Annotated in this window: 10 protein-coding genes and 1 pseudogene; 8 read left to right on the top strand and 3 right to left on the bottom strand. The window is 72.9% G+C overall.

Annotation, left to right across the window (positions count from 1 at the left end; genetic code table 11):
* Positions 1–1,383 (bottom strand): annotated as a pseudogene (locus N869_RS08660) (hypothetical protein); the annotation flags it as partial.
* A 126-nt stretch (positions 1,384–1,509) separates the two neighbouring features.
* Here N869_RS08660 and pheA point away from each other — a divergent pair.
* Positions 1,510–2,466: a prephenate dehydratase gene (gene pheA / locus N869_RS08655; protein ID WP_035060294.1), complete on the top strand. Its 957-nt coding sequence runs from the start codon at positions 1,510–1,512 to the stop codon at positions 2,464–2,466.
* A gap of 54 nt (positions 2,467–2,520) precedes the next feature.
* Here pheA and N869_RS08650 read toward each other — a convergent pair whose 3' ends face one another.
* Positions 2,521–3,714, bottom strand: a complete 1,194-nt coding sequence (locus N869_RS08650; protein ID WP_035060291.1) for a diacylglycerol/lipid kinase family protein — start codon at positions 3,712–3,714, stop codon at positions 2,521–2,523.
* A gap of 40 nt (positions 3,715–3,754) precedes the next feature.
* Between N869_RS08650 and serS the strand changes: the two genes are divergently transcribed.
* The 7 genes from serS (at position 3,755) to N869_RS08615 (ending at position 11,977) form a co-directional block, all read left to right on the top strand.
* Positions 3,755–5,038: a serine--tRNA ligase gene (gene serS / locus N869_RS08645; RefSeq protein WP_035060288.1), complete on the top strand. Its 1,284-nt coding sequence runs from the start codon at positions 3,755–3,757 to the stop codon at positions 5,036–5,038.
* A complete protein-coding gene (locus N869_RS08640) occupies positions 5,035–5,841 on the top strand; it encodes an HAD family hydrolase (protein ID WP_035060286.1) in 807 nt (268 codons plus the stop codon). The genes serS and N869_RS08640 overlap by 4 nt, the downstream gene beginning before the upstream one ends.
* A gap of 59 nt (positions 5,842–5,900) precedes the next feature.
* Positions 5,901–6,917, top strand: coding sequence for a LacI family DNA-binding transcriptional regulator (locus N869_RS08635; RefSeq protein WP_035060283.1), 1,017 nt, complete (start codon positions 5,901–5,903; stop codon positions 6,915–6,917).
* 262 nt (positions 6,918–7,179) lie between these two features.
* The gene (locus tag N869_RS08630; RefSeq protein WP_035060280.1) at positions 7,180–8,568 is read left to right on the top strand and encodes an ABC transporter substrate-binding protein; all 1,389 of its coding nucleotides are present in this window, start codon (positions 7,180–7,182) and stop codon (positions 8,566–8,568) included.
* A gap of 235 nt (positions 8,569–8,803) precedes the next feature.
* The gene (locus tag N869_RS08625) at positions 8,804–9,739 is read left to right on the top strand and encodes a carbohydrate ABC transporter permease (RefSeq protein ID WP_052105272.1); all 936 of its coding nucleotides are present in this window, start codon (positions 8,804–8,806) and stop codon (positions 9,737–9,739) included.
* Positions 9,736–10,692 (top strand): carbohydrate ABC transporter permease, encoded by a 957-nt coding sequence (locus N869_RS08620; protein WP_035060277.1) that lies wholly within the window; start codon positions 9,736–9,738, stop codon positions 10,690–10,692. Before N869_RS08625 ends, N869_RS08620 begins: the two co-directional genes overlap by 4 nt.
* A gap of 52 nt (positions 10,693–10,744) precedes the next feature.
* A complete protein-coding gene (locus tag N869_RS08615) occupies positions 10,745–11,977 on the top strand; it encodes an AGE family epimerase/isomerase (protein WP_035060274.1) in 1,233 nt (410 codons plus the stop codon).
* Positions 11,978–12,016: 39 nt separating this feature from the next.
* Here N869_RS08615 and N869_RS08610 read toward each other — a convergent pair.
* On the bottom strand, positions 12,017–12,581 hold a 565-nt coding region (locus N869_RS08610; RefSeq protein WP_035060272.1), incomplete at its 5' end, for a zinc-binding dehydrogenase.

The following is a 12,581-nucleotide window of genomic DNA, read 5'->3' as shown; positions in this document are numbered from 1 at the left end:
CGCGGTGGCCGCCACGCGCAGCGTGTGCAGCACCGCGACGGGGTGCCGGCGTAGCCCCGGGCCCTGCGGATGACCGGGCCGCAGGCGCGCGGCCACCCGGCCCACACCCGCCATCACGCGGCCGTTGAGGCCCAGGGTCACGAACCCGTACAGGACCAGGTTGATGACGATGAGCAACGTGTAGAAGGTCGGGGTGATGGGCCGCACGGCGTGGGAGTGCTGGTCGACGTCCAGCACCGCGGTGACGCGGGCGTTGGCGCTCTCGGGCCCGCCCACCGGCCGGATGGGCGCCCCCACGACCGCCCCGATCGGTGCCCGGTCGGCCACGCCCAGGGCGTTCAGCAGGGTGGGCGTGACGTCCGTGGCCTGGATCATCCCGTCCTGGCGGGTCGAGCGCGACCCCAGCAGCGAGGCCCCGTAGGCGTCGTCGTCGGGCAGGACGCCCCGCGCGGCGGCGAGCTGCATGCGGGCCCGGGTGCCGGAGTCGGCGAGCGACACGACCAGGACGACGGCGTCCCGCCCGGTCTCGTCGACGGCGTCCAGCACGGCCCCGATGCGTGCGTCCACGGGCCGCACCTGCTCCAGCCGGGTCGGCTCGGTGATCACCTCGGGGCCGGTGGGCCCCTCCCCGGTCGGGGCGTGGTCGGTGGTCTCGGGACCGTCCTCGTCCTCGGGGTCGTCGTCGGGCGTCGCAGGCCTGCCCACGGTCGCCCGGCCGATGTCCCGCACCGAGCCGGCGTCCACGACCACCAGGTCGGAGGTGGTGATCGCCTCGCCGACGACCACCCGCAGCAGGTCGGGGTCGGTGGGCACGGGCCGGTGCTCGCCGCGGACCAGCCCGTCGGGGTCGGCCAGGGCGATCGCCGCGCCCGGCCCGATGCCGGTGGCCGACAGCTCCGCGTCGGCCAGCACCTGGCCGAGGAGCCCGATGCGGGGCGCGAAACCGCTCGCACGGGCCGAGACCTCGTAGTCGTCCCAGCCGGGGACCGTCCCCCCGCCGAGCGGGTTCACCAGGGTGCGGCACTCCCCGTACGCCTCACCGGGCAGGTCCCCGGCGCGGGCGCCGGCCGAGACCGCCAACCACCCGTCGGCGGGGCACGCGTAGGAGCGGATGCTCCTGGCGGCGACCGTCCCGATGGACGCGGTGCGCGACAGGTCCCACAGGGTGGGGGTCGACAGGGTGTGGACGTCGTCCCAGCGCAGACCCGAGGTGCCCACGAGCACGACCACGGGCCGGTCCTCGTCGGGGGTCTGCGCCTGCGTGGTCGCCTGACCGGGAAGCGCGATCCCCACCACCGCGGTCAGCGCGGCCAGGGCGACCGCGAGCGCGCGCGGGCGGCGTCGGGTACGTCCTGCGCCGGGCAGGGGGGTGGGTGGGGTCACCGGTCCAGCCTAGGGGCGCACTAGTCTCGTCGACGGCGGGCTGCACACGGTCCTGGGACGATCTCCTCGGGATCTGCACCTGTGCGTCGCAGGCCGCCGGACCTGCCACGCCTGGGAAGGACCCGCATGTCGAGCCAGTCACGTCCCCGCCCCCGGTACGCCTACCTGGGGCCGACGGGGACGTTCACCGAGGCCGCGCTGCGGCAGGTCGTGAGCCCCGAGGAGGCGCAGTACCTGCCTCAGGTGGACGTGGTGTCGGCGATCGAGGCGGTGCGCACCGGCGCGGCGGACCGGGCGGTGGTCGCGATCGAGAGCTCGGTCGAGGGTGGGGTCACGGCGGTGCTGGACACGTTGGCGTCGGGTTCGGCGCTGACGATCCAGCGCGAGGTGCTGGTGCCGGTGTCGTTCACGCTCGTGGCCCGGGCGGGTACGGACCTGGGTGCCGTCGGGCGGATCTCGGCCCACCCGCACGCGTGGGCCCAGTGCCGCCGCTGGCTGGCCGCGAACCTGCCGGGGGTGGTGCACGTGCCCGCGACGTCGAACACCGCACCGGCGGCGCTGCTGGCCGGCCCGGACGAGGGGCTGCCGTTCGACGCGGCGCTGGTCCCGCCACCGGCGGTGGACCACTACGGGCTGCACGTCCTGGCCGGGCACGTGGCCGACAACGAGCGGGCGGTCACCCGGTTCGTGGTCGTGGGCCCCCCGGGCGACCAGCCCGCGCGTACCGGTGCGGACAAGACGACGTTGATGGTGCACCTGCCGAGCAACCAGGCGGGGGCCCTGCTGGAGATGCTCGAGCAGTTCGCCACCCGTGGGGTGAACCTCTCGCGCATCGAGTCCCGGCCGATCGGGGACGCCCTGGGGCGGTACTCGTTCTCGATCGACGCCGAGGGCCATCTGGAGGACGAGCGGGTGGCCGAGGCGCTGATGGGCCTGCACCGGGTGTGCCCGCACGTGCGGTTCATGGGCTCCTACCCGCGGGTGGACGCCCCTGCCGGTCAGGTGCGCCCGGGCACGCACGACGCGGACTTCCTCGCGGCCCGGCGCTGGGTGCAGGACCTGCGCACCGGGGCGGCCCACTGACCGGCGGTGGTCCGTTGACCAGGGCGGCCCGTCGACCGGGGCGGCCCGCTGAGGTCAGCCGGTCGTGTCCCGCCGGTCGGGCACCCGGATCCGCAGGGCCTGCCGGTCCACGCGTGCCGAGACCTCCCTCACCGAGCCGATGGTCTCCCCGTCGACCTGGAGCTGCTGGGCGTCGCGCGACCTGACCCGCACCGTGCGGGCCCGCAGGTGGTCGATCCGGCCGATCTTGTTGGGCAGGTCGTTGCGGATCCCGAACCGTTGCATGACGACCTCGCCGAACAGCTGGGCCCATCCCGCGATGCCCCCGCGGGTGTCGATGGCCGCGACGTCCAGGACGCCGTCGTCGAGCACCGCGTCGGGCAGCAGGGTGATGCCCCCGGGCAGGCGGCCCACGTTCCCGAACAGCAGGCTGCGCAGGCGCACCGACCGCCACGGTCCGCCGTCCACCCGGATGTCCAGGCGCATGCGTCGTCCGCGCAGGTGCTTGACCCCGGCCACGAAGTACGCGATCCACCCCACCTTGGCCTTGAGCTGCTCGTCGGTGTCGGCGACCATCGCCGCGTCGAACCCCAGGCCGGCGATCACCAGGAAGATGTGGTCGCGTGCCGGCTCACGCGTGGCCGGTGGGGTGTCCCGGGGGGCGACGGCCTCCGGGTCGGCCTCGGCGATGTCGTCCGCGACCCCCGCCTCGTCCCGCAGCACCCGCAACCACCCCACGTCCACCGCGCGGGTCCGGCCCGTCAGGGCGATCCGCAGCAGCTCCTCGACGTCGTTGATCGGCAGGTCCAGGTTGCGGGCCAGGAGGTTCCCGGTGCCCTGGGGGATGAGCCCCATCGAGGCGTCGGTCCCGGTGAGGCCCTCGGCGACGGCACGGACGGTGCCGTCACCGCCGATGGCGACCACCACCCGGGCGCCCCGCTCGACCGCCTCCCGGGTCTGGCCCACACCGGGGTCCTCCACCGTGGTGTCGAACCACAGGGGCTCGGGCAGGTAGCGCGCCGCGCACGCCTGGACCGACTGGTCCCGCAGGGCCGCGACGCCGGGCTTGGTGGGGTTGGCGACGAACGCCACCTGCGTGCGGGTCGCGTCGTCACGGTCACCTGCCGAGCCGGGTGCCCCCGGCGCGCCGGCCGACGGTGTGACCGGGACGCCGTGGCCCACCAGGGCCCGCCGGTTCAGCACCGCGAGGACGACCGCGACCGTCGCGAGCAGCAGGGCGGCCACGGCGACCCACTCGACCCACGTCATGGGCACACCGTAGGGGCCCGGGGGTCGTTACGCTCGTGATGTGATCGACCTGCGCCTCCTGAGGGACACCCCTGACGTCGTCCGTGCCAGCCAGCGTGCCCGGGGCGAGGACCCGGCCCTGGTCGACCAGGCCCTGGACCTGGACTCCCGACGCCGGGCCGCCCTGACCCGGTTCGAGCAGCTGCGCGCCGAGCAGAAGACCGCCGGCAAGGACGTGGCCCGCGCCACCGGTGAGCAGCGGACCGAGCTGCTGGCCCGCACCAAGCAGCTGGCCGCCGACGTCAAGGCCGCCCAGGCCGAGGCCACCGACGCCGGTGACCAGCTGGACCAGGTGCTCCTCGCGCTCAGCAACGTCGTCGCCGACGGGGTCCCCGCCGGGGGTGAGGACGACTACGTGGTGCTCCGGCACGTCGGTGAGCCCCGTGACCTGGCCGCCGAGGGCGTGACCGTCGCCGACCACCTGGAGATCGGTGAGCGGCTCGGGGCCCTGGACACCGCCCGCGGGGCGAAGGTCTCGGGCTCGCGGTTCTACTTCCTCACCGGTGTGGGCGCCCGCCTGGAGCTCGCGCTCCTCAACGCCGCCATGGACCGGGCCCTGGCCCACGGGTTCACCCCCATGATCACCCCCACGCTCGTGCGGCCCGAGGTGATGCGCGGGACCGGGTTCCTCGGTGCGCACGCCGACGAGGTGTACCGCCTGGAGGCCGACGACCTGTACCTGGTGGGCACCTCGGAGGTCGCGCTCGCGGGCTACCACGCCGAGGAGATCATCGACCTGTCCGACGGTCCGCTCAGGTACGCCGGGTGGTCGGCGTGCTACCGCCGGGAGGCCGGCTCGCACGGCAAGGACACCCGCGGCATCATCCGCGTGCACCAGTTCCACAAGGTCGAGATGTTCTGCTGGACCTCGGTCGAGGACGCCCCGGCCGAGCACGAGCGTCTGCTGGCCCTGGAGGAGGAGATGCTCGGGCTGGTCGAGCTCCCGTACCGGGTGATCGACGTCGCCGCGGGCGACCTGGGTTCCAGTGCTGCCCGCAAGCTGGACTGCGAGGCGTGGCTGCCCAGCCAGGAGCGGTGGCTGGAGCTGACGTCCACGTCGAGCTGCACCACGTTCCAGGCCCGACGGCTGGGGGTGCGTGAGCGCACCGCGGAGGGCGGTACCCGCACCGTCGCGACCCTGAACGGGACTCTGGCCACCACCCGGTGGATCGTCGCGATGCTGGAGAACCACCAGCAGGCCGACGGGTCGGTGACCGTCCCGCAGGGACTGCGCCCCTACCTGGGTGGGCTCGAGGTGCTGGAGCCGACGGGCCCCGCCCGGTGACCGGACCGCTGCTCGTCGCGCTCGACATCGACGGCACCCTCATGACCTACGCGGGTCTGCTGTCCGACGACGCGGTCGAGGCGGTGGGCGCGGTGCGCGCCGCGGGCCACCACGTGATCCTGTCCACGGGCCGGTCGGTGTACGCGACCGTCCCCGTCGCGCGCGCCCTGGGCATCGACCGGGGCTGGGCGGTGTGCTCCAACGGGTCGGTGACCGTGCGCCTGGACCCGTCCCTGCCCGAGGGGTACGAGCTCACCGAGGTGATCACGTTCGACCCGGGGCCGGCCCTGCGGGTCATGCACGAGGCGTTCCCCGAGGCGCACTTCGCCGTCGAGGAGGTCGGTGTCGGGTTCCGCATGAACAAGCCGTTCCCGGACGGGGAGCTGGAGGGCTCCCAGTCCGTCGTCGAGCTCGAGGAGCTCGCCGGTGACCACGTGACCCGGTTGATCGTCCGCAGCCCGCACCACACCCCCGAGCAGTTCCACGACCTGGTCGCGGACCTGGGCCTGTCGGACGTGACCTACGCGATCGGCTGGACGGCGTGGATGGACGTCGCCCCGGACGGGGTGTCCAAGGCCAGCGCGCTGGAGCAGCTGCGCGCGACCCTGGGTGTGCCGGCGGGGCGCACGGTCGCGGTGGGGGACGGGTCCAACGACGTCGAGATGCTGGCGTGGGCGGGCCGCGGCGTGGCGATGGGGCACGCGGCCGCGCACGTGCAGGACGCCGCCGACGAGGTCACCGGGACCATCGAGGAGGACGGTGCGGTGACCGTCCTGCGGTCGTTGACCCTCGGCACCGGTTGACGGGCCCACGGGCTGGCCCCCGCTGGCCCGCGCGGGCCTCGGGGGGCACAATCGGCGCCGTGGCGGCAGGCATCGACGACGTGGCCAGGCAGGCGGGGGTGTCCACCGCCACCGTGTCCCGTGCCCTGCGTGGCCTGCCGAACGTCCGTGAGGGGACCCGTGAACGGGTCCGGGCCGCCGCGGCGGCCCTGGGGTACGTCGCCTCCCCGTCCGCGGCGAGCCTGGCCTCGGGTCGCACCCGCGCGATCGGCCTGATCAGCCCGGTGGTGAGCCGCTGGTTCTTCGCCAACGTCATCGAGGGCGCCGAGCGCACCCTGCGTGCGCAGGGGTTCGACCTGCTGCTCTACACCTTCGAGGTCACCCGCGGCAGCGGGCGCACCGCCCGCGTGGACCCCGACGTCCTGCGCCGCCGGGTGGACGGGGTGCTCGTGGTGGGACTGCCCCTGGAGGCCGAGGAGGTCGAGTCGTTGCTGACCCTGGGGGCCCCGTTGGTGTGCGTGGGGTGGGGCGGCTCGGGTCAGGCGACGATCCGGCTGGACGACCGCGCGACCGGCCGTGCGGCCACCGAGCACCTGCTGGGTCTGGGCCACCGGGTCGTCGGGCACATCACCGGGGCGCCGGACGACGTCTCGGCCTGGTCCCCACCGGTCGAGCGCGAGGAGGGGTGGCGCGAGGCGCTCGCGGCCGCGGGGCTCCGGGCGGTGGAGTCGTTGCGGGTGCACGGGGGTTTCGACGTGGCGGGCGGACGGGCGTCGATGCACCGGCTGCTCGTGCAGCACCCGGAGGTGACCGCGGTGTTCGCGGCGTCGGACGAGATGGCGATGGGTGCGGTGCTGGCGCTGCGCGACCGCGGGTTGCGCGTGCCCCAGGACGTGTCGGTGATCGGCGTGGACGGCCATGACCTGGGCGAGCTGGTGGGTCTGACGACGATGGCGCAACCGGTGGCGGAGCAGGGTGGACTGGCCGCGCGGATGGTGCTGGAGATGATCGCTGGGGCGACGGTGGACCCGGAGGTCGTGGTCCCCACCCGCTTGGTGGTCCGCACCTCGACCGGGCCGCCACCGGTCTTCTCGTGACCGGTCCAGTGGCGTGGAGGGTTGCGTCGAGGTGAAGGTCAGGCCATGGTGGGAGCGCACCCACGCACCTCGGGGCGGGCGATCACCCGTGTGATCAAATCGTTACCCGGAAGTGTCCCGGTTGTGGCGGGTTCGGGTTGCAGCGTGAGCGTGCAAGCGTTTGCATGTAGCCGGTGCCCGATGACGCGCAACTGTTGACACGTGCGTACCCGGGTGCCGGACCGGGGCGTGAGAACGCCCACGACGACGTGGAGGATCTCAGATGCGCACCACAAGGAACCGCGGCCTGACCGCGGTCGCGGCCGGGGGATTCGCCCTGGCACTCACCCTCGCGGCCTGCACCCCGCCCCCGGAGGACAGCCCCGCTGGCCCCGGTGACGACGGTGACCGCGACCTCGCCGAGGGCTGCGAGGCCTTCGAGCAGTACGGGGACCTCTCGGGCACGTCGGTGAGCGTCTACACCTCGATCACCGCGCCCGAGGACCAGCCCCACATCGACTCCTACACCGAGTTCGAGCGCTGCACCGGCGCCGACATCGTGTACGACGGGTCCCGCGAGTTCGAGGCACAGCTGCCGGTCCGCGTGCAGGCCGGCAACCCCCCGGACATCGCCTACATCCCCCAGCCCGGTCTCCTGCAGACCATCGTCCGGGACTTCCCCGACGCCGTGGTCCCCGTCGGTGACCTCGCCGAGTCGAACGTCGACGAGTACTACGACCCGTCGTGGAAGGAGTACGGCACGGTCGACGGGACCTACTACGCCACCCCCCTCGGCGCGAACGTGAAGTCGTTCGTCTGGTACTCACCCGACGCGTTCGCCGACGCCGGCTACGAGATCCCCGAGACCTGGGACGAGCTCCTGGCTCTCTCGGACCAGATCGTCGACGACGGCGGGACCCCCTGGTGCGTGGGAATCGAGTCCGGAGACGCGACCGGCTGGCCGGCCACCGACTGGCTCGAGGACGTCATGCTCCGCACCGCCGGCCCCGAGGTCTACGACCAGTGGGTCGACCACGAGATCCCGTTCAACGACCCGGCCGTGGCCGAGGCCCTCGCCGCCGTCGGCGAGATCCTCAAGAACGAGGACTACGTGAACGCCGGCTTCGGCGACGTCCGCTCGATCGCCTCGACGCCGTTCACCGACGCCGGGTTCCCGATCCTGGACGGCGAGTGCTGGATGCACCGTCAGGCGTCGTTCTACGCCGCCAACTGGGAGTCGGCCGACCCCGACGTCCAGGTCGGTGAGAACGGTGACGTCTTCGCGTTCTACCTGCCCGGTGCCACCACCGACGAGAGCCCGCTCCTGGGCGGCGGAGAGTTCGTCGCCGCCTTCGACGAGCGCCCCGAGGTGCAGGCGTTCCAGGCGTTCCTGACCAGCCCCGAGTGGGTCAACGCCAAGATCCCCGAGCACCCGGACGGCGGGTGGGTCTCGGCCAACCGCGGTCAGGACATGGAGCTGTACGCCTCGCCCATCGACCGGCTGTCGGCCGAGCTGCTCGCCGACGACGACGCCGTGTTCCGGTTCGACGCCTCGGACCTGATGCCCGGTGAGGTCGGGTCCAACTCGTTCTGGACCGAGATGGTCAACTGGATCGCCAACGACAAGCCCGACCAGGACGTCCTCGACGACATCGAGGCCTCCTGGCCGTGACCTGACGGTCGCTGCGGGTGGTCTGCCGTGCCGCAGGCCACCCGCAGCGGCCTCACCCTCGCGGGTCGAGCCCCCTCGACACCCCACCCGGTCGACCTGACGGCGCGACGACGCCCTGCACGCGGAGGTAGCAGTGGAGTTCCTCGACAACACCAGGGCGTGGCTCGCCTACCTGTGGGCGCCGGTCTCGACCTGGCTCCTGAGGCCGGACGGCGCCGGCCACAAGTTCCTCCTCATGGCCGTGGCGATCATCCTGTTCGTCGTCGTCATGGGCCTGATCCTGCTGATGGTCGACCGCGGACGGCGCCTACCCACCTGGGTCGTGACGCTCGCGTTCGTCGGCCCGGCCGTGGCGTTCCTCGGGTTCGGCCTGGTGTACCCGGCCGTGCGCACCATCTACGCCTCGTTCTTCAACCGCAACGGCCAGGAGTTCATCGGCCTCGACAACTACGTCCGGGCCTTCACCCAGTCCGAGTTCCAGATCGTCCTGCGCAACACCGCGCTGTGGGTGATCCTCGTGCCGCTGGTCGCCACCCTGATCGGTCTGGTCTACGCGGTCGTCGTCGACCGCACCCGGTTCGAGCGGGTCGCCAAGACCCTGGTCTTCCTGCCCATGTCGATCTCGATGGTCGGTGCGGGCATCATCTGGCGGTTCATGTACGAGTTCCGCCAGGAGGGCGCCACCCAGACCGGCCTGCTGAACCAGGTGCTCGTCTGGCTGGGCCTGCAACCCAAGCAGTTCCTCATGGACACCCCGGAGAACACGTTCTTCCTCATCGCCGTCATGGTGTGGATCCAGGCGGGCTTCGCCATGACGATCCTGGCCGCGGCGATCCGCGCGATCCCCGACGACATCGTCGAGGCGGCACGCCTGGACGGGCTCACCGGCATCCGCATGTTCCGCTACATCACCGTCCCCTCGATCCGGCCGGCCCTGGTCGTGGTGCTCACCACCATCGCCATGGCCACCCTGAAGGTGTTCGACATCGTGCGGACGATGACCGCGGGCAACTACCAGACCTCGGTCGTCGCCAACGAGTTCTACACGCAGAGCTTCCGGGCCCGGGACGCGGGCTTCGGTGCCTCGCTCGCGGTGATCCTCTTCATCCTGGTGATCCCGATCGTCATCTACAACGTCCGTCAGATGCGGCTCGCGGAGGAGATCCGATGACCACCACGCCCCCTCCGCCCCAGGGGTTCGCCACCCAGACCACGGGGGAGGCCCCCGGTGGGGCGCCCCCCGGCCGCAAGGACGCCCGCGGACGGTTCCGACGCCGCACGGCCGACGCGAAGGCCCGGCTCAGCTCCCCGTGGGCGTCCGGCATCGCGATCGTCATCGCCATCCTGTGGACGATCCCCACCCTCGGGCTGTTCATCACCTCGTTCCGGCCCTCGGGCGACATCCGCGCCGACGGGTGGTGGAACGTGCTCCGCACGCCGCGGTTCACGCTCGACAACTACCGGGACGCGCTCGCCGGCTCGACCAACATGACCGAGTACTTCGTGAACTCGATCGCCATCACGCTGCCGGCGGTGGTCATCCCCATCAGCATCGCCCTGCTGGCGGCCTACGCGTTCGCCTGGATCGAGTTCCCCGGGCGCAACACCCTGTTCGTCGCGGTGTTCGCGCTGCAGATCGTCCCCATCCAGATCACGATGATCCCGCTGCTCAGCCAGTACAACACCTGGGGCCTTGCGGGGTCGTTCTGGGCGGTCTGGCTGTCGCACTCGATCTTCGCCCTGCCGCTGGCGATCTTCCTGCTGCACAACTTCATGAAGGACATCCCGCCGTCCCTCATCGAGGCGGCGCGCGTGGACGGCGCCGGGCACGTGAAGATCTTCTTCAAGGTGCTGCTGCCGCTGCTCGTGCCCGCGATCGCCGCGTTCGCGATCTTCCAGTTCCTGTGGGTGTGGAACGACCTGCTCGTCGCACTCGTCTTCGCGGGCGGTCCGGACGTGCGCCCGCTGACGGTGTTCATCGCCGAGCTCGCCGGTACCCGGGGCCAGACCTGGCACCTGCTGTCCGCCGGTGCGTTCATCTCGATGGTCATCCCGGTGATCGTGTTCCTGTCCCTGCAGCGGTACTTCGTCCGCGGTCTGCTGGCCGGTTCGGTCAAGGGGTGAGCCCGCGAGTGCCGGACGTCCTGGCGGGGCGGGGCACGGGTAGGTTGACGTCGTGACGACCTGGCTGTCCTCGCCCGCCCACCAGCGGTGGCTCGAGGCCGAGACCGACCGGCTGCTCACCTTCTCCCACGGGACACCGGTCCCGGACGGGTTCGGGTGGGCCGGCCCGGACGGGACGGTGGACCGCTCGCGCGCCACGGAGCTGTGGATCACGTGCCGCATGACGCACTCCCACGCCCTGGGAACCCTGCTCGGCCGGCCGGCCAGCGGACCGCTGGTCGACCACGGCCTCGCAGCCCTGGCCGGGCCCCTGCAGGACCAGGTGCACGGAGGGTGGTTCGCGGCCGTGGGGCCCGACGGCCCGACCGACACGACCAAGGGTGCCTACCCCCACGCGTTCGTCGTCCTGGCCGCGGCGAGCGCCACCCTGGCGGGCCGCGCGGGGGCGCGGGAGCTGCTGGACCGGGCCCTGGCCGTCTCCCAGGACAGGTTCTGGGACGAGGACGCGGGCATGGTCGTGGAGTCCTGGGACAGGACGTTCACCGCGTGCGAGGAGTACCGGGGCGTCAACGCCACCATGCACACGGTCGAGGCGTACCTGGTCGCCGCCGACGCGACGGGGGACCGGCTGTGGCTGGACCGCGCCGCCCGGATGACCGGACGGGTCGTGGACGGGTTCGCCCGCGACCACCGGTGGCGCATCCCCGAGCACTTCGACACCGCGTGGCGCCCGGTGCTGGACCACAACGCCGACGAGCCGGCCCACCCGTTCCGTCCCTTCGGCGCGACCGTCGGGCACTGGTTCGAGTGGGCCCGTCTGACCCTGCACCTGCGGGCGTCCCTCGTCGCGCAGGGCGACGAGGTGCCTGCCTGGATGCTCCAGGCGCCGCAGGAGCTCGTCGAGGCGGGGGTCCGTGAGGGCTGGGGCGCCGACGGGCACCCCGGCTTCGTGTACACGGTCGACTGGGACGGGCGCCCGGTGGTGACCCAGCGCATGCACTGGGTGCTGTGCGAGGCGATCGCCGCGGTCTCCGCGTTGCACGCCGTGACCGGTGACGAGCGGTACGCGGCCTGGTACCAGCAGTGGTGGGAGCACGCCGCCCACAGGTTCATCGACCACGAGCGCGGTTCGTGGCACCACGAGACCGACCCCGACGGTCGGCCGGCGACGGGGACGTGGGCCGGCAAGCCGGACGTCTACCACGCGCTGCAGGCCACGCTCCTGCCACGGCTGCCCCTGGCGCCCGGGCTGGCGGCGGGGTTGGCGCACGGGCTGCTCCGCTGAACCGAGCGGCGCGGGAGCCTCAGCCGGCCGAGATGACCGTCACGGGAGCAGCAGGACCTTGCCGAAGACCTCCCCGGACGCCATGAGCTCGTGGGCACGGGCCGCCTCGTCCAGCGGCAGGGTGGTGTGCACCACCGGGCGCACCCGGCCGGCGACGACGTGCGGCCACACGTGCTCGCGCACGTCGGCGACGATCGCGGCCTTCTCGTGCGCGGGGCGCGAGCGGAGCGTGGTGCCCAGCACCGTCGCACGTCGGGCGAGCAGGCGGCCCAGGTCGAGCTCACCGCGCCGGCCCTTCTGCAGGCCGATGACCGCCAGCCTGCCCCCGGTGGCCAGGGCCTGCAGGTTGCGACCCAGGTAGGCGGCGCCCACCACGTCCAGGACGACGTCCGCGCCCCGGCCGTCGGTGGCGTCGGCCACGACCTCCACGAAGTCCTCGGCCCGGTGGTCGATCACGACCTCGGCCCCCAGGTCGCGGCAGCGTGCGGCACGCACCGGCCCACCGGCGGTGGTCAGCACCCGTGCCCCGAGGGCGACGCCGAGCTGGACGGCGAACGTGCCCACCCCGCCTGAGCCGCCGTGCACCAGCAGCGTCTGGCCGGGG

Source organism: Cellulomonas bogoriensis 69B4 = DSM 16987, assembly GCF_000767165.1.
GTDB lineage: Bacteria > Actinomycetota > Actinomycetes > Actinomycetales > Cellulomonadaceae > Actinotalea > Actinotalea bogoriensis.
Note: the sequence above shows the minus strand (reverse complement) of the source record. Positions and strands in the feature narration are given on the sequence as shown.